Genomic DNA, 17941 nt, shown 5'->3' with positions numbered 1-17941 from the left:
TCAGAAGTGAAACGCCGTAGCGCCGATGGTAGTGTGGGGTCTCCCCATGCGAGAGTAGGGAACTGCCAGGCATCAAACAAGTGAAGAAGCCCGTCCGTCAGGACGGGCTTTTTTGCGTGTGTGGTAACTGTAAAAATGTAGGCCTGATAAGCGCAGCGCCATCAGGCAACCTGCACCGCCGGATGGCAGCTTCGCCTTATCCGGCCTGCATGCACTTATCAGGCAGCGCCACTACTCACTGATAAATTAAATTCAACAATGGATACGGTTTCCCAAGACCGCCATAAACTGCCAGGCATCAGACAAGTGAAGAAGCCCATCCTGACGGATGGGCTTTTTTGCGTTCTGACAGGGGGATGCACCGCCGGATGGCGGCTCCGCCTTATCCGGCCTACAAGGAACGTGCTTTCTCTAACCACCGCAAAATGAAGACAGAAATCTGCGATACATCATTAAGATCCAAAACGGGTACCGCTACGGCAAGTGGAATATCACTGGCAACCGCAATAACATGCTCATCAAGAATTAATTCTTCCTCGTTGTGCCCACATCCCTGACGAAAAAGTAAGATCTTCGCAACTGCTTCGTGTTTAAACCCTTCTACCAGCACCATATCTAGCTTTGATGCATCCATCCGGCTCACCAGCCATGCCAGATCCAACTCTTCTTGCCCCGGCGTTTCAGTCATTAACGCCCAGCGCTGCTGACTGGCAACCAGCGTCTGTGCCGCCCCGGCCTTACGTAATTCGTAGCTATCTTTACCCGGTTTATCGACATCCATATCATGATGGGTATGCTTAATCAGCCCTGGCCGAATACCGTGCGCACAAAGTGCTGGGATCAGTTTTTTCAGCAGTGTTGTTTTTCCCGTGCCGCTCCACGCGGCAATGGCGAGTAGCGGTATCATGGTCTCTTTTGCCATTTCGCGAGTTCCTCCGGCGTGTTGACGTTCACAAATGCCTCCTTACAATCGCTGAAATCAACGGCGTGTCCGCCTACCTGGCGCATAAAAATCATTACCCGCCGCTCGCCTGCTTGCAAATAAGCTGTCAACTGGGGCTCAACGGCACGATTAATCAACGCGATCGTTGGATGATCGCGTTCTCCATCATGAACCCAAACCACGGGTGCGCCATGACGCTGCGCTGCTAAACGCTCGACCAGGTTATGGGGGATACAGGGATTGTCACAGGGACAAAACAGAAACCAGTCGCCTGTTACCTGCTGAAAAACGGAAAGCATACCCGCCAGCGGACCGGGAAAGTCAGCGATTGAATCCGGAATGACTTTCAGGCCGCTGGCCTGGTAGATATCCAGATGGCGATTAGCACTAATGACGACCGTAGCAAGTTGTGGCCCGAGCGCGTCGGCAACGTGTCGCCAGAGCGGTTTACCGTTCAGTTCAAGCAGACCTTTATCCGCACCTCCCATCCGCCTGGCTTTACCGCCTGCCAGCACCACGCCGGTTATTACTTCATCCAGATTCACCGATATCGCCTCTTTTATTGTGGGATTGACCCTGCTACCGTGTCTGTATCAAGAATAAGGAGCACAGCTATGAAATGTAAACGCCTGAATGAAGTCATTGAACTCCTCCAGCCAGCCTGGCAGAAAGAGCCTGATCTTAATCTGACGCAATTTTTGCAGAAACTGGCGAAAGAGTCAGGTTTTGACGGCAAACTGGAAGATTTAACTGATGATATCCTGATCTACCATCTGAAAATGCGCGATTCCGCCAAAGACGCCGCCATTCCAGGGATTCAAAAAGACTATGAAGAGGACTTTAAAACGGCGCTTTTACGCGCCCGCGGCGTTATTAAAGAGTAAAACCTTGTAAGCGGCGCCACCGAAATCGCCACGAAATGATATCCTGAATCATTCGTAGTATTTTCCGGATGATGGGATGAACGACAACGCTTTTACTTTCCAGACGCTACACCCGGAAACCATCATGGATGCGCTGTTTGAACAGGGGATCAGGGTGGATTCCGGGCTGACTCCACTAAACAGTTATGAAAACCGCGTCTATCAGTTTCAGGATGAAGACCGTCGACGTTTTGTCGTTAAGTTTTATCGTCCTGAGCGCTGGTCTGTTGATCAAATTCGGGAAGAACACCAATTCGCGCTTGAACTGGTGAAGGATGAGGTTCCGGTTGCTGCTCCGCTCGCGTTTAATGGCCAGACGCTGTTAGCACATCAGGGCTATCATTATGCCATTTTCCCCAGCGTAGGCGGTCGTCAGTTTGAAGCAGACAATATCGATCAGATGGAGGCGGTAGGGCGTTATCTTGGTCGATTGCATCAGACGGGGCGAAAATGTCCTTTCACTTCCCGGCCTGACATTGGGCTTGCAGAGTATCTTTTTGAACCTCGCCAGATATTCGAAGATGCCGCACTGATTCCCTCCGGGCAAAAAGCGGCTTTCCTGAAAGCCACTGATACTCTACTGTCTGCAGTTACCGAATGCTGGCGCACCGATTTCGCCACGCTGCGATTGCACGGCGATTGTCATGCCGGCAACATTCTATGGCGTGATGGACCGCTGTTTGTCGATTTAGATGATGCCCGTAACGGCCCGGCGATACAGGATTTATGGATGCTGCTGAACGGCGACAAAGCCGAACAGCGAATGCAGCTTGAAACCATTATTGAAGCTTATGAAGAAGTTAGTGAGTTCGATACGGCTGAAATTGGTCTCATTGAACCTTTACGCGCCATGCGTTTAGTTTATTATCTTGCCTGGTTGATTCGTCGTTGGGGCGATCCTGCGTTTCCAAAAAACTTTCCCTGGTTAACAGGGGAAGATTACTGGCAGCGACAGACAACGACTTTTATTGAGCAGACTAAAATTTTGCACGAACCCCCTTTACAATTAACGCCAATGTATTAATCGGAGAGAGTTGATCATGAAAAAGATTTGGCTGGCGCTGGCTGGTATGGTTTTAGCTTTTAGCGCCTCGGCAGCACAGATCAGCGACGGTAAACAGTATATCACGCTGGATAAACCGGTCGCTGGCGAACCCCAGGTACTGGAGTTTTTCTCCTTCTACTGCCCACATTGTTATCAGTTTGAAGAAGTGCTTCATGTGTCTGACAATGTGAAGAAAAAGCTGCCGGAAGGCACCAAAATGACCAAGTACCACGTTGAGTTCCTGGGGCCGTTGGGCAAGGAGCTCACCCAGGCATGGGCGGTGGCGATGGCGTTGGGTGTAGAAGATAAAGTCACGGTCCCGCTGTTTGAAGCCGTACAGAAAACCCAGACAGTACAATCTGCTGCGGATATCCGTAAAGTGTTCGTTGATGCGGGCGTCAAAGGCGAAGATTACGATGCGGCATGGAACAGCTTCGTGGTGAAATCACTGGTTGCGCAACAGGAGAAAGCCGCGGCTGACCTGCAACTGCAGGGTGTTCCGGCGATGTTCGTCAATGGCAAATACCAGATTAACCCACAAGGCATGGATACCAGCAGCATGGATGTTTTTGTTCAGCAGTATGCTGATACCGTGAAATATTTGGTTGATAAAAAATAAAAAGAACGCCGGTCACTGACCGGCGTTTTTATAAGATGTTTTAATCTCTTCTATCTGTATATCTTTCTTATCCCACAGCGTATTAAGCCAACGTTGAAAACGGCGTTTGAATGTTTTGTCGTTCACGTAATCGCCGTGCAGTTCTTCATTTATGGGTTCCAGTTGCACCCGAACAACAATACGCGTCAGCCTACCGCTTAGCATATCGTAGAAGGGGTGACGATCGTTGTTTGGGTAACACAACGTAATATTAAGCAGCTTATCGAACTGTGAGCCTAAAACATTAATCGCCATTGCAATACCGGCTGCTTTTGGCGGCAACAGATGTTGATAGGGGGAATGCGTTTGCTGGCGTTTCTTATGCGTAAATCGCGAGCCTTCAACAAAGTTAACGATAGTGGTGGGATACCGACGAAACTTTTCGCAAGAGCGACGAGTTGTTTCAACATCTTTGCCGCGTCGATCGGGGTGGCGGAGTAGGTAGCTACGGGAGTAGCGCTTCATAAACGGCATATCTAATGCCCAGCACGCCAGGCCAATGAACGGCACCCAGGCCAATTGCTGTTTAAGAAAGTACTTATTCATTGGGATATGCTTGCGGAACAGAACGCAAAGCACAACGATATCGGCCCAGCTGCGATGATTACAAATCAGTAAATACCAATTTTTCTTGCTCAGTCCTTCTAACCCTTCTACATCCCATTGCAAATGCGGATTAAGGCGTAACAGCGCTGCAAGACCAGCACACCAGCAATACATCATGAAATTGCAGAAAATGGAGACCTTGCGCCAGATACAGGGAACAGGCAAAAGGAGCTTTACCATACCGGCAACGATGATCGGTACTGAGCAAACAATAGTGACCAGGATGGTCAATACGATACTCAATGGGAGCGTGATAGCCGCGAGTATTCTCGTCATAATAAATTATTCAAAAGTTAGCCATAAACGGTGCGCGAAAAGGGCGCAAGAGGCTGATTCTATCAGAAAACGATGCTAATGATGGCGCTGAGTGAAATAGAAACACTCGTAACAACTATCCACATTATGATAACGGCATGAATCAGATAATCAGAAAAACGTGATGTTAACAACTCATTGAAAATAATGGGTAATTATTAAGGCGAGAAGGCTATCGCGCTGATTTTAAAGTAATGGTAAGAATTTACACACAAAGTTATCCACAGGTTGTTTTGCGAGCGATCCTGAAGATCGACAAAACTTTTCCGCAAATGCGGCGAAAAACTCAAGTTTTCCTCCTGTATGTGGCATCCTTTAACCATAATCTGTTAAACAGGCACGGACATTATGGTTCAGATCCCAGAAAACCCACTTATTCTCGTAGATGGCTCATCCTATCTCTATCGCGCCTATCATGCGTTTCCGCCGTTAACCAACAGCGCGGGAGAACCTACGGGTGCAATGTATGGTGTCCTCAACATGTTGCGCAGCCTGATCATGCAGTATCAGCCGACGCATGCTGCGGTGGTGTTTGACGCCAAAGGAAAAACCTTCCGTGATGAGCTCTTTGAACATTACAAATCGCATCGCCCTCCGATGCCGGATGATCTGCGTGCGCAAATAGAGCCGTTACATGCCATGGTTAAAGCCATGGGGTTACCTCTGCTGGCGGTCTCTGGCGTAGAAGCGGATGACGTTATCGGTACACTGGCGCGAGAAGCGGAGAAGGTGGGGCGTCCGGTATTAATCAGCACCGGTGATAAAGATATGGCACAGTTGGTGACGCCGAATATTACGCTGATCAACACCATGACTAACACCATCCTCGGCCCGGATGAAGTCGTTAATAAGTACGGCGTGCCGCCTGAGCTGATTATCGACTTTCTGGCGCTGATGGGGGACTCCTCGGATAATATTCCAGGCGTACCTGGCGTGGGTGAGAAGACGGCGCAAGCCTTGCTTCAGGGATTGGGCGGCCTGGATACGCTGTACGCTGAGCCGGAAAAAATTGCCGGTCTCACTTTCCGCGGCGCCAAAACGATGGCCGCTAAATTAGCGCAGAATAAAGACGTAGCGTACCTGTCTTATAAACTTGCCACCATTAAAACGGATGTTGAACTGGAGCTGACCTGCGAACAGCTTGAAGTACAGCAGCCGATTGCGGATGAACTGCTGGGCCTGTTTAAAAAATATGAGTTTAAGCGCTGGACGGCGGACGTTGAGTCCGGCAAATGGCTACAGGCAAAGGGCGCGAAACCGGCGGCCAAACCGCAGGAAACGGTCGTTATTGATGAATCGCCCAGCGAACCGGCAGCGGCGCTCTCTTATGAAAATTATGTCACGATTCTGGACGACGTTACGCTGGAAAGCTGGATTGAAAAGCTGAAAAAAGCGCCAGTTTTTGCTTTCGACACGGAGACCGACAGTCTGGATAATATCGCCGCCAACCTGGTGGGCCTCTCGTTTGCCATCGAACCTGGCGTTGCCGCGTATGTACCTGTCGCGCATGATTATCTGGACGCTCCGGATCAAATCTCCCGCCAGCGTGCTCTGGAACTGCTGAAGCCGCTGCTGGAAGATGAAAAAGTGCGCAAAGTGGGGCAAAACCTCAAGTACGATCGCGGCGTCTTGCAAAATTACGGTATTGAGCTGCGCGGTATCGCCTTCGATACCATGCTTGAGTCTTACATTCTGAACAGCGTCGCCGGACGCCATGATATGGACAGCTTGTCCGATCGTTGGCTGAAGCACAAAACTATCACCTTTGAAGACATTGCCGGTAAAGGTAAAAACCAGCTCACCTTTAACCAGATCGCACTGGAGGAGGCGGGGCGCTATGCGGCAGAAGATGCGGATGTCACGTTACAGTTGCATCTCAAAATGTGGCCTGAGCTCCAGCAGCACAAAGGCCCGCTGAATGTTTTCGAAAACATCGAAATGCCGCTGGTGCCGGTACTGTCACGCGTTGAGCGCAATGGCGTAAAAATCGATCCTGCCGTCCTGCACAAACATTCGGAAGAAATCACGCTACGTCTGGCGGAACTGGAAAAGAAAGCGCATGACATTGCGGGCGAGGCGTTCAACCTGTCCTCAACGAAGCAGTTGCAGACCATCCTGTTTGAAAAGCAGGGTATTAAGCCGCTGAAGAAAACGCCTGGCGGCGCGCCGTCAACGTCGGAAGAGGTGCTGGAAGAGCTGGCGCTGGACTATCCGCTGCCGAAAGTGATTCTGGAGTATCGTGGTCTGGCGAAGCTAAAATCCACCTATACCGATAAGCTGCCGCTGATGATTAACCCGAAAACCGGGCGCGTCCACACCTCCTATCATCAGGCGGTAACGGCGACGGGACGTTTATCGTCCACCGATCCGAACCTGCAAAATATTCCGGTGCGCAATGAAGAAGGCCGCCGCATTCGTCAGGCATTTATTGCGCCTGAGGATTATCTCATCGTATCTGCGGACTATTCACAGATTGAGCTGCGTATTATGGCGCATCTTTCCCGTGATAAAGGACTGCTTACGGCGTTCGCCGAAGGGAAGGATATTCACCGCGCAACGGCGGCGGAAGTCTTTGGCTTGCCGCTGGATAGCGTGACCGGGGAGCAACGCCGAAGTGCGAAAGCCATTAACTTTGGCCTGATTTACGGGATGAGCGCCTTCGGTCTTTCTCGCCAGCTTAATATTCCGCGTAAAGAGGCGCAGAAGTATATGGATCTCTACTTCGAACGCTATCCTGGCGTGCTGGAATATATGGAGCGCACCCGCGCTCAGGCAAAAGAACAAGGCTATGTGGAAACGCTGGAGGGACGCCGCCTTTACCTGCCGGATATTAAATCCAGCAACGCGGCGCGGCGCGCGGGGGCGGAACGCGCGGCGATCAATGCTCCCATGCAAGGAACGGCTGCCGATATCATCAAGCGCGCCATGATTGCCGTCGATGCCTGGCTACAGGCCGAGCAGCCGCGCGTGCGGATGATTATGCAGGTACACGATGAATTAGTGTTCGAGGTGCATAAAGACGACTTAGATGCGGTAGCAAAACGTATCCATCAGTTGATGGAAAACTGCACGCGTATTGATGTGCCGTTGCTGGTGGAAGTCGGTAGCGGAGAAAATTGGGATCAAGCGCACTAAGCATTTAAGGAATAACGCGCTTTTTTCGTAATTAAGCAACATAAGCACGGGGGTTTTGTGATGGGTATTAGAATTCCCTATGTAAAGAATGAAAAAAAATTACGAAAAGGTCTTTCTGTGTTGCTCAAAAAAGAGTAAAGTTATTCACGTAGGGTACAGAGGTAAGATGTTCTATCTTTCAGACCTTTTACTTCACGTAATCGGATTTGGCTGAATATTTTAGCCGCCCCAGTCAGTTTATGACTGGGGCGTTTTTTATTGGGCGTAAGAAAAGTTTCGCTCGCACCGTAGGCCGGATAAGACGCGCAGCGGCGCCATCCGGCATAGCGGATGATTATTCCCCGTCCTGAATCTCTTCGACCGGTGCCAGTTCGCTAAACCAGCTATCCAGCTTCTGACGTAACTTATCCACTCCCTGCTTTTTCAGCGAGGAAAACGCTTCTACCTGCACATCGCCATTAAAGGCCAGCACGGCTTCACGTACCATATTCAACTGCGCCTTGCGCGCGCCGCTGGCCAGTTTGTCCGCTTTGGTCAGCAGAACCAGAACCTGGATATTGCTCTCTACAGCCCACTGGATCATCTGTTGGTCGAGGTCTTTCAACGGATGGCGGATATCCATTAAAACGACTAAGCCCTGTAGGCTTTGACGTTTCTCCAGATATTCCCCCAGCGCGCGTTGCCACTTGCGTTTCATCTCTTCCGGGACTTCCGCGTAGCCATAGCCCGGCAGGTCGACCAACCGTTTGCCATCTACGACTTCAAACAGGTTAATCAGTTGGGTACGGCCCGGCGTTTTAGAGGTGCGCGCCAGGCTTTTTTGGTTGGTCAACGTGTTCAGGGCGCTGGATTTGCCTGCATTGGAACGGCCAGCAAAAGCCACTTCAATTCCGCAATCGGAAGGTAAATGGCGAATATCAGGCGCACTCATCACAAAATGCGTCTGTTGATAATTCAGGTTAGTCAAAGCGGTCGTCTCCGTCAGTCAAAGCATTGTGGCGATTATACCTGAACGCCAGCAAAAGACGGATTTTTCGGCGCGGCGGTGCTGTAAGTAAAAGCCCTACGCTTTGTGAGACATTGTCCATTACACTTATGCGACATGACAGAGTCGTTGTCAGGCTCAAAGCCAGTTAATATAGTTAAATCATGAATTTATAGAAAGGTAATTGTCTGAAAAAAGGGATTTGCCGTGTCGGTATCTTGTGAGTTTACCCCAAAAGAGTAAAGTAATGCACATAGCGAGGACGCTAACAGGATCAACGACTCAGGATGAGGGTCAGGAGCGCCAGGAGGCGAAGACACAGGATTGTCAGGAAGACAAACGTCCGGAGACGTTAGTAAAAGGAAATGGAAACAACATGGAATGTTCCAGGCTAAGGGAAAAACAGGGCGTGTTGATAGCCAACAGGGATGGTGGAACCCGTTAAGGGTCGTGAGTCAAGAAAAAAGGCGGCAGATTACTCTGTCGCCTTTTTTCTTTGCTTGCTTTCTGCTAGATTCCGCCTCAATTCTATACTGAATAAAACGGCTTAAAGATCTGACATCATGAAAAAACCAACCTCTGCACCGCGCAGTAAAGCCTTTGGCAAACAGCGTCGTAAAACGCGTGAAGAGTTAAACCAGGAGGCGCGCGACCGTAAACGCCTGAAAAAACATCGCGGTCATGCGCCGGGAAGTCGCGCGGCGGGCGGCAATTCCGCTTCGGGCGGCGGCAATCAGAATCAACAAAAAGATCCACGTATTGGCAGTAAAACACCTGTTCCATTGGGCGTGACTGAAAAAGTGACCCAACAGCATAAACCGAAAAGTGAGAAACCTATGCTTTCACCGCAGGCGGAGTTGGATTTACTGGAAACGGATGAGCGCCTGGATGCGCTGTTAGAACGTTTGGAAGCGGGCGAAACCCTGAGTGCGGAAGATCAAGCCTGGGTAGATGCCAAACTGGATCGTATTGATGAACTGATGCAGAAGCTTGGTCTGTCTTACGATGACGACGAAGAAGACGACGAAGAGGACGAGAAGCAGGAAGATATGATGCGCCTGCTAAGAGGCGGCAACTAACGGGTTTACACCGTGGGCTTGCCCGTCCTGCTTATAACCCTTCCGGTTATATGTTATCTGGTGTGGTTATTCGTTAAACTACAGCGATTGTCGCGGCGACAGAAATGGCTGCGCAGCCGGCTTGCCGCCCGTCATGGCGTGAAGCCGGTACGCCGTACCCGCCAGAGACGCCATCGGAAGGAGTGAGCATGTCTGAACAGCAAATAGACTGGGATCTGGCCCTGATCCAGAAATATAACTATTCCGGGCCACGATATACCTCGTACCCAACCGCGCTGGAGTTTTCTGAAGACTTCGAGGACGCCGCATTCTTGCAGGCTGTGGTGCGTTATCCTGAACGTCCGCTCTCGCTGTATGTGCATATCCCGTTTTGTCACAAGTTGTGTTATTTCTGCGGCTGCAACAAGATTGTCACCCGCCAACAGCATAAAGCTGACCAGTATCTTGACGCGCTTGAGCAGGAAATTCGCCATCGCGCGCCGCTGTTTGCAGACCGTCATGTCAGCCAGCTTCACTGGGGCGGCGGTACGCCTACTTACCTGAATAAAGCGCAAATCAGCCGCTTAATGACGCTGTTGCGTGAAAATTTCCACTTTAATACCGACGCGGAAATCTCGATCGAAGTCGATCCCCGTGAAATTGAGCTGGATGTGCTCGATCATTTACGTGCGGAAGGTTTTAACCGCCTGAGTATGGGCGTGCAGGACTTTAATAAAGAGGTGCAGCGCCTGGTTAACCGCGAGCAGGATGAAGAATTCATCTTTGCGTTGCTTAATCACGCCCGCGATATCGGCTTTACCTCGACCAATATCGATTTGATCTACGGTCTACCGAAACAGACGCCGGAAAGCTTCGCTTTCACGCTGAAGCGTGTGACGGAACTGAACCCCGATCGTTTGAGCGTCTTTAACTATGCGCATCTGCCAACGCTTTTTGCCGCCCAGCGTAAAATTAAAGATGCCGATTTACCCAGCGCGCAGCAGAAACTGGATATTTTGCAGGAGACAATCGTATCGCTTACTCAGGCCGGTTATCAGTTTATCGGGATGGACCATTTTGCCCGTCCGGACGACGAACTGGCCGTCGCGCAGCGCGAAGGCGTGCTGCACCGTAATTTTCAGGGCTATACGACCCAGGGCGATACCGATCTGCTGGGGATGGGGGTTTCTGCTATCAGCATGATTGGCGATGGCTACATGCAGAGCCAGAAAGAGCTGAAGCGTTATTACCAGCAAGTGGATGAGCGGGGCAATGCGCTATGGCGTGGTATTACGCTGACCCGTGATGATTGCATTCGTCGCGATGTTATCAAGGCGCTGATTTGTAACTTCCGCCTGGATTTTAACGCTGTCGAACAGCAGTGGGGTTTGCATTTCGCTGAGTATTTTGCCGAAGATTTGCAGTTACTGTCGCCGCTGGCGAAAGATGGGCTGGTGGATATTAGCGAGAAGGGAATTCAGGTGACGGCGAAAGGTCGTTTGCTGATCCGCAATATCTGCATGTGCTTTGACGCGTATCTGCGCCAGAAAGCGCGGATGCAGCAGTTCTCGCGCGTCATTTAGCCGGGTTGCCCGGTGGCGCTGCGCTTACCGGGCCTACACGTTGCGATAACCTGTAGGCCGGATAAGCATTAGCGCCATCCGGCACATTGTCAGCTGAACAGTCCCACCAGCGCGGCACACAACACGGCGGCTAGCGCAGTTTGTGGCGTGTGGCTGTCGACCGCTCCACTCGATACCAGATTAATAATAGATTCTAACATAATGAATCCCCCCGTTTGCCGGGCATGATCATACTGAACTCATCGGAACAGTAAAGCGCAAAATAGCAGCGTTTTGCGCTCAATTATTAATCTTTACACTCGCGGGTAATGTTTACTCCATTCCCAGCTCTTTCAACTTCCGCGTTAGGGTGTTTCGCCCCCAACCGAGCAGCCTGGCGGCTTCCTGTTTATGACCCTGCGTATGGCGTAACGCCGTGGTCAGTAGCGTTCTTTCCAGTTCTGGCTGCGCTTCAGAAAGCAGGTTTTGATGACCGGATCGCAAGGCGCGGTCCGCCCATTGCGCCAGTAATGTAGCCCAGCTATCCGGCGGCAGGTGGGACGGGCTATCCGGCGCCGAGGCTTCAAACAGTTCGCCCGGTAAATCCTGGATCAATACTTCCTGTCCGGCGGCCATGACGGTGAGCCAGCGGCAGGTATTTTCTAACTGACGCACGTTACCAGGCCATGCCAGGCGCGTTAACGCCGTTTCGGTTTCCGGATGTAATAATTTGGCTTCCACGCCTAATTCACGGGCGGCGACCTGCAAAAAATGGCGCGCCAGGCGCGGAATATCCTCACGGCGCTCGCGCAACGGCGGAAGATGGATACGAATCACGTTCAGGCGGTGGAACAGGTCTTCGCGGAATTTCCCTTCCTGAACGCGTCGTTCGAGGTTCTGGTGGGTGGCGGCGATAATGCGCACATCCACTTTTACCGGCGCGTACCCGCCCACGCGGTAGAACTGTCCGTCAGCCAGCACGCGTAACAGACGAGTCTGGACATCCAGCGGCATATCGCCAATTTCGTCCAGAAACAGCGTGCCGCCGTCAGCCTGCTCGAAACGGCCCTGCCGGATGGTATTCGCCCCGGTAAAAGCGCCTTTCTCATGGCCAAACAGTTCGGATTCAATCAAATCTTTCGGGATGGCCGCCATATTGAGCGCGATAAACGGCGCTTTGGCGCGTGGGCTATGGCGGTGAAGCGCATGGGCGACCAGTTCTTTACCGGTCCCTGATTCGCCGTTAATCAGCACGCTAATCGAAGAACGCGACAGTCGACCAATAATGCGAAACACATCCTGCATGGCGGGCGCTTCGCCTATCATGTCTGTTGTCGGGCCGTTAACCTCGATATTACGCGGCTGCTGCTGCTCCTGATAGTGGCTAATCGCGCGCTCGACCAGAGCGACGGCTTCATCAATGTCAAACGGTTTAGGCAGATAATCAAACGCCCCCTGTTGATAAGCGCTCACGGCGGCATCTAAATCGGAATGCGCGGTCATAATGATGACCGGAAGCATCGGATGACGTTGTTTAATCTGCTTTAATAGCGCCAGCCCGTCCATTCCTGGCATTCGGATATCCGACAGCAAGACGTCCGGCGTTTTACTGGCCAGCGCAGCCAGTACTTCATTACCATTCTCAAAGGTGATACAGGTCAACCCTGCCCCGGCGAGAGCACGTTCAAGCACCCAACGGATGGAACTATCATCATCGACGACCCAGACTATTCCTCGTTGCATAAACACCTCTATTTCCGAATCGGCAGGTAAACCGAAAACTCGGTATGCCCCGGCCAACTGGTAAATTCAATTTTGCCGGCGTGTTGATCGATAAGATTGCGGGCGATAGATAACCCAAGCCCGGTGCCGCCTTCGCGACCGCTGACCATCGGGTAGAACAGCGTATCCTGTAAATGGGGAGGAATGCCCGGCCCATTGTCTTCAACGTCTATACGCGCCGCCAGGCGATAGCGTTCGCCATGCAGCGTTAACTGGAAGGCGGTACGGGTACGCAGCGTAATTTCGCCGCCTTCCGGCCCCAGCGCCTGCAAGGCATTGCGGACAATATTCAGCAGTACTTGCTCAATTTGTTCCGGGTCATGCGGCAGTTCTGGCAGACTGGGGTCGTAATCGCGGATAAGCCGGACATTATCCGGCAGTTCCATCGACACCAGCGCCACTACGCGCTCCGCGACTTTATGTATGCTCTCGGTAATGTGCATTCCCGGGTGCTGCGGCCCCAGCAAACGATCGACAAGGTTGCGTAGCCTGTCGGCCTGTTCAATGATGACTTTGGTATATTCCGTTAGCGCCGGGTCGGGCAGCGCCTTGCTGAGTAGCTGCGCCGCGCCGCGCAGGCCGCCGAGCGGATTTTTGATTTCGTGCGCCAGACCGCGCACCAGATCGCGGGCGGCGATTTGCTGCGCGTGCTGCAACTGCTCCTGACTCAGACGACGCTGGTTATCCATCGGTGCCATTTCGAGCAGTATAAAATCGTCGGGCAGACGTTGGGCGGTCAAAGAGAGAATATGCGAGCGACTATCAATCACCAGCGTCACTTCGTTATCGGTAAAGCCTTGCCCTGCCGCTAAACTTTCGCGCATCAGGTCAATGTTTAACGAAAAATAGCTCAACAGTTCAGGTAACGGCGTCCCGAACAGTTTGCGTGAGCTTTGCGCGAGCAACTGCTGCGCGGCAGGGTTGGCGTAATGGATTGCCAGCGCGTCGTCGACCACCAGCACGCTGTTGATTAACGAATTGAGGATCTGCCCAGCATCGGGCTGTATGCCGCTTGCCATTCAGCAGTCTCCTGGAAAAGGTTGCACCATTTTAGTGCATTATAGCTTTTTACCACTAAAAAGCGCGTGAGATCAGATTGTTGGTGGAGAAAAAAGCCCATCCTGGGATGGGCTGAAAGTTTCTACGGCAACTCAAAAACTCCTGACGCCTTTCACGCTGCTGCTGCGTTGGCTGCCTTCGCTTACCCCAGTCACATCGCTATCTATGCTCCTGGGGATGTGCTCAGTTGCTGCCTTGCAGCAACGCGAAATTCGTCGGATTTTTAATATACGATTAAACGCTGTAGTACAGCTCAAACTCTACCGGGTGCGGGGTCATACGCACGCGGTCATCTTCTTCGCGACGCAGCGCAATATACGCATCGATCGCTTCATCAGTGAACACGCCGCCTGCTTTCAGGAACTCGCGGTCCAGATCAAGCGCGTTCAGCGCTTCTTCCAGAGAACCCGCTACCTGTGGGATCTCTTTCGCTTCTTCCGGCGGCAGGTCATACAGGTTTTTGTCCATGGCTTCGCCCGGGTGAATCTTATTCTTAATCCCGTCCAGACCGGCCATCAGCAGGGCGGCAAAGCACAGATACGGGTTAGCCGCCGGGTCCGGGAAGCGAACTTCGATACGGCGCGCTTTCGGAGACGCCACCACCGGAATACGGATGGAGGCGGAACGGTTACGGGCGGAGTAGGCCAGCATCACCGGCGCTTCGTAACCCGGGACCAGACGCTTGTAGGAGTTGGTGGTCGGGTTCGCCAGGGCGTTGATGGCTTTGGCGTGTTTGATGACGCCGCCGATGTAGTACAGCGCTTGTTCAGACAGACCGGCATATTTGTCGCCAGAGAACAGGTTGGTGCCGTTCTTCGCCAGCGACATGTGGCAGTGCATACCGGAACCGTTATCGCCGAACATCGGTTTTGGCATAAAGGTCGCGGTCTTACCGAAGCGGTGAGCCACGTTATGCACGACATATTTGTAAATCTGAATTTCGTCGGCTTTTTTGGTCATGGTGTTAAAGCGGGTCGCCACTTCGTTCTGACCTGCGGTCGCTACTTCGTGGTGGTGCGCTTCAACGACCAGGCCCATCTGCTCCATGACCAGACACATTTCAGAACGGATATCCTGCGCGGAGTCAACTGGCGGAACCGGGAAATAACCGCCTTTCACGCCCGGACGATGGCCTTTGTTGCCGCCTTCATATTTGGTAGAGGAGTTCCAGGCGCCTTCAATATCGTCAATCGCCACATGTGAGCCGGAGATAGATGCGCCGAAGCGGATGTCGTCGAACAGGAAGAATTCAGGTTCCGGCCCAAACAGGACGGTATCGGCGATACCGGTCGCGCGCAGGTAGTCTTCCGCACGTTTTGCGATGGAACGTGGGTCACGGTCATAACCTTGCAGAGTGCCAGGCTCCAGGATGTCGCAACGGATAATCAGGGTAGAGTCCGCGAAGAACGGGTCGATAACCGCAGTGGACGCATCGGGCATCAGCACCATGTCGGATTCGTTAATGCCTTTCCAGCCGCCGATAGAGGAGCCGTCAAACATTTTGCCTTCTTCAAAGAATTCGGCATTTACCTGATGAGCAGGAATCGTGACGTGCTGTTCTTTGCCTTTGGTATCGGTGAAGCGCAGATCGACAAACTTCACTTCGTGCTCGTTCAGCATCGTCAAAACGTGTTCAGCGGACATACTTGTACTCTCCCGGATTGGTCATGGTCGGTCGTCGTGGTAACGAGATCTTCAATTCTGCTGGCCGTGTCGCCGTAAAAATATAAAGCGAAATCTGTGCCAACTTTCACATTGCCCCCAAAAGGCGTTATCATGCGCACCATCGTGCAAAAGGGCTGCACCACGGTGACTATGTTGCACCAAAATAGTGCTTTAATGTGAACATTAAGCACCACATTGGTGCAATAGAACGCAAGCCACCCTTTTAACGCTCCGTGAAAGCGATCACAAAGAGACTCTGCAATACTTGTTTGCGGAGGATGTTTGTGATCCTGTTTTGTAGTGCGATTAATCCGTGTACAATAACGCGCTATTTCTAATGCCTGAGGCAAAGTTGTGATCGAAAATTTGCGTAACATCGCCATCATCGCGCACGTTGACCATGGTAAAACTACCCTGGTTGATAAGCTGCTCCAGCAATCCGGTACGTTCGACGCGCGTGCCGAAACTCAAGAGCGAGTGATGGACTCCAACGATTTGGAGAAAGAGCGTGGTATTACTATCCTCGCTAAAAACACCGCTATTAAATGGAATGATTACCGTATCAACATCGTTGATACTCCCGGGCACGCTGACTTCGGTGGTGAAGTAGAGCGCGTCATGTCCATGGTTGACTCTGTGCTGCTGGTGGTTGACGCATTTGACGGCCCGATGCCGCAAACGCGCTTCGTGACCAAAAAAGCCTTTGCTCATGGCCTGAAACCTATTGTGGTTATCAACAAGGTTGACCGTCCTGGCGCGCGCCCTGACTGGGTTGTTGACCAGGTCTTCGACCTGTTTGTTAACCTTGACGCGACCGACGAACAGCTGGACTTCCCGATCATCTACGCTTCGGCGCTGAACGGTATCGCGGGTCTGGACCATGAAGATATGGCGGAAGACATGACCCCGCTGTATCAGGCGATCGTTGATCATGTTCCGGCGCCGGACGTTGACCTCGATGGTCCGTTGCAGATGCAGATCTCCCAGCTGGACTACAACAACTACGTTGGTGTTATCGGCATTGGCCGTATCAAACGCGGCAAAGTGAAGCCGAACCAGCAGGTCACTATCATCGATAGTGAAGGGAAAACCCGTAACGCGAAAGTAGGTAAAGTGCTGACGCATCTGGGTCTGGAGCGTATCGACAGCGATATCGCCGAAGCGGGCGATATCATTGCGATCACCGGTCTGGGCGAGCTGAACATTTCCGACACCATCTGCGACCCGCAGAACGTTGAAGCGCTGCCGGCGCTGTCCGTTGATGAGCCGACCGTGTCTATGTTCTTCTGCGTTAACACCTCGCCGTTCTGCGGTAAAGAAGGTAAGTTTGTGACTTCTCGTCAGATTCTTGACCGTCTGAACAAAGAGCTGGTGCATAACGTGGCGCTGCGCGTTGAAGAAACCGAAGATGCGGATGCGTTCCGTGTATCCGGTCGTGGCGAACTGCACCTGTCCGTGTTGATTGAAAATATGCGTCGTGAAGGTTTCGAACTGGCGGTTTCCCGTCCGAAAGTTATCTTCCGTGAAATCGACGGTCGTAAACAAGAGCCGTACGAAAACGTGACGCTGGACGTCGAAGAGCAGCACCAGGGGTCTGTCATGCAGGCGCTGGGCGAGCGTAAAGGCGACCTGAAAAACATGAATCCGGACGGTAAAGGCCGCGTACGTCTCGACTACGTGATCCCAAGCCGTGGGCTGATTGGTTTCCGTTCAGAATTCATGACCATGACTTCCGGTACGGGTCTGCTGTACTCCACCTTCAGCCATTACGACGATATTCGTCCGGGTGAAGTGGGCCAGCGTCAGAACGGCGTACTGATCTCCAACGGTCAGGGTAAAGCGGTGGCGTTTGCGCTGTTCGGTTTGCAGGATCGCGGTAAGCTGTTCCTGGGTCACGGCGCGGAAGTTTACGAAGGCCAGATTATTGGTATTCACAGTCGCTCCAACGACCTGACGGTAAACTGCCTGACCGGTAAGAAACTGACCAACATGCGTGCGTCTGGTACGGATGAAGCGGTGATTCTGGTTCCGCCAATTAAAATGAGCCTTGAGCAAGCGCTGGAGTTCATTGATGACGACGAACTGGTAGAAGTTACCCCAACCTCTATCCGTATCCGTAAACGTCACCTGACGGAAAACGATCGCCGCCGTGCGAACCGTGGTCAGAAAGAAGAGTAATTAACGCTCTTACGGATAAAAACCCTG

At 52.0% G+C, this 17941-nt stretch carries 17 protein-coding genes; 9 read left to right on the top strand and 8 right to left on the bottom strand.

All coding sequences use genetic code 11. The features are described from left to right. Window positions 1-391: 391 nt before the first annotated feature. Both mobB and mobA read right to left on the bottom strand, forming a co-directional pair. On the bottom strand, window positions 392-907 hold the full coding sequence (gene mobB, locus NAZ64_RS19210) for a molybdopterin-guanine dinucleotide biosynthesis protein MobB (RefSeq protein WP_072275063.1): 516 nt from the start codon (window positions 905-907) through the stop codon (window positions 392-394). After that, window positions 904-1488: a molybdenum cofactor guanylyltransferase MobA gene (mobA, locus tag NAZ64_RS19205; protein ID WP_483641016.1), complete on the bottom strand. Its 585-nt coding sequence runs from the start codon at window positions 1486-1488 to the stop codon at window positions 904-906. The genes mobB and mobA overlap by 4 nt, the downstream gene beginning before the upstream one ends. Before the next feature lie 69 nt (window positions 1489-1557). On the opposite strand from mobA, the gene NAZ64_RS19200 reads away from it, so the two are divergent. The 3 genes from NAZ64_RS19200 to dsbA all read left to right on the top strand — a co-directional run bounded on the left by NAZ64_RS19200 (window position 1558) and on the right by dsbA (window position 3530). Further along, on the top strand, window positions 1558-1827 hold the full coding sequence (locus tag NAZ64_RS19200) for a YihD family protein (RefSeq protein WP_000649858.1): 270 nt from the start codon (window positions 1558-1560) through the stop codon (window positions 1825-1827). A 76-nt stretch (window positions 1828-1903) separates the two neighbouring features. Further along, on the top strand, window positions 1904-2890 hold the full coding sequence (locus tag NAZ64_RS19195; protein WP_076935999.1) for a serine/threonine protein kinase: 987 nt from the start codon (window positions 1904-1906) through the stop codon (window positions 2888-2890). 16 nt (window positions 2891-2906) lie between these two features. Continuing rightward, on the top strand, window positions 2907-3530 hold the full coding sequence (gene dsbA / locus NAZ64_RS19190) for a thiol:disulfide interchange protein DsbA (RefSeq protein WP_000725364.1): 624 nt from the start codon (window positions 2907-2909) through the stop codon (window positions 3528-3530). A 12-nt stretch (window positions 3531-3542) separates the two neighbouring features. Here the strand turns inward: dsbA and NAZ64_RS19185 are convergent, their stop codons facing one another. Continuing rightward, window positions 3543-4451: an acyltransferase gene (locus NAZ64_RS19185; RefSeq protein ID WP_220569515.1), complete on the bottom strand. Its 909-nt coding sequence runs from the start codon at window positions 4449-4451 to the stop codon at window positions 3543-3545. A 387-nt stretch (window positions 4452-4838) separates the two neighbouring features. Between NAZ64_RS19185 and polA the strand changes: the two genes are divergently transcribed. Both polA and spfP read left to right on the top strand, forming a co-directional pair. Further along, the gene (gene polA, locus NAZ64_RS19180; RefSeq protein ID WP_000249960.1) at window positions 4839-7625 is read left to right on the top strand and encodes a DNA polymerase I; all 2787 of its coding nucleotides are present in this window, start codon (window positions 4839-4841) and stop codon (window positions 7623-7625) included. Window positions 7626-7791: 166 nt separating this feature from the next. Further along, window positions 7792-7839: a small protein SpfP gene (gene spfP / locus NAZ64_RS19175; RefSeq protein WP_071892919.1), complete on the top strand. Its 48-nt coding sequence runs from the start codon at window positions 7792-7794 to the stop codon at window positions 7837-7839. A 120-nt stretch (window positions 7840-7959) separates the two neighbouring features. Here the strand turns inward: spfP and yihA are convergent, their stop codons facing one another. Beyond that, window positions 7960-8592, bottom strand: a complete 633-nt coding sequence (gene yihA / locus NAZ64_RS19170; RefSeq protein ID WP_000183327.1) for a ribosome biogenesis GTP-binding protein YihA/YsxC — start codon at window positions 8590-8592, stop codon at window positions 7960-7962. A gap of 238 nt (window positions 8593-8830) precedes the next feature. On the opposite strand from yihA, the gene NAZ64_RS19165 reads away from it, so the two are divergent. The 3 genes from NAZ64_RS19165 to hemN all read left to right on the top strand — a co-directional run bounded on the left by NAZ64_RS19165 (window position 8831) and on the right by hemN (window position 11251). Further along, window positions 8831-9055 carry a hypothetical protein gene (locus NAZ64_RS19165; protein ID WP_001541209.1) on the top strand — a complete coding sequence of 75 codons (225 nt, stop codon included), beginning with the start codon at window positions 8831-8833 and terminating at the stop codon, window positions 9053-9055. Window positions 9056-9173: 118 nt separating this feature from the next. Continuing rightward, window positions 9174-9689: a Der GTPase-activating protein YihI gene (gene yihI / locus NAZ64_RS19160; protein ID WP_000743292.1), complete on the top strand. Its 516-nt coding sequence runs from the start codon at window positions 9174-9176 to the stop codon at window positions 9687-9689. Between the two features lie 188 nt (window positions 9690-9877). Beyond that, entirely contained in the window at window positions 9878-11251 is a 1374-nt protein-coding gene (gene hemN, locus NAZ64_RS19155; RefSeq protein ID WP_220569514.1) for an oxygen-independent coproporphyrinogen III oxidase, read from the top strand. An 89-nt stretch (window positions 11252-11340) separates the two neighbouring features. Here the strand turns inward: hemN and NAZ64_RS19150 are convergent, their stop codons facing one another. The 4 genes from NAZ64_RS19150 to glnA all read right to left on the bottom strand — a co-directional run bounded on the left by NAZ64_RS19150 (window position 11341) and on the right by glnA (window position 15715). Then, window positions 11341-11451 carry a YshB family small membrane protein gene (locus NAZ64_RS19150; RefSeq protein WP_001578131.1) on the bottom strand — a complete coding sequence of 37 codons (111 nt, stop codon included), beginning with the start codon at window positions 11449-11451 and terminating at the stop codon, window positions 11341-11343. 112 nt (window positions 11452-11563) lie between these two features. Continuing rightward, window positions 11564-12973, bottom strand: coding sequence for a nitrogen regulation protein NR(I) (gene glnG, locus NAZ64_RS19145; RefSeq protein WP_001188773.1), 1410 nt, complete (start codon window positions 12971-12973; stop codon window positions 11564-11566). A gap of 8 nt (window positions 12974-12981) precedes the next feature. Next, entirely contained in the window at window positions 12982-14031 is a 1050-nt protein-coding gene (gene glnL / locus NAZ64_RS19140; RefSeq protein WP_000146194.1) for a nitrogen regulation protein NR(II), read from the bottom strand. 274 nt (window positions 14032-14305) lie between these two features. After that, the gene (gene glnA / locus NAZ64_RS19135; protein ID WP_001271699.1) at window positions 14306-15715 is read right to left on the bottom strand and encodes a glutamate--ammonia ligase; all 1410 of its coding nucleotides are present in this window, start codon (window positions 15713-15715) and stop codon (window positions 14306-14308) included. 375 nt (window positions 15716-16090) lie between these two features. On the opposite strand from glnA, the gene typA reads away from it, so the two are divergent. Then, window positions 16091-17914 (top strand): ribosome-dependent GTPase TypA, encoded by a 1824-nt coding sequence (typA, locus tag NAZ64_RS19130; protein ID WP_000572064.1) that lies wholly within the window; start codon window positions 16091-16093, stop codon window positions 17912-17914. The last annotated feature ends 27 nt before the right edge of the window (window positions 17915-17941 follow it).

Source organism: Salmonella sp. A1325 (genome assembly GCF_056991255.1).
The sequence above is the reverse complement of the archived record's forward strand: the minus strand, read 5'-3'. Positions and strand labels throughout refer to the sequence as shown.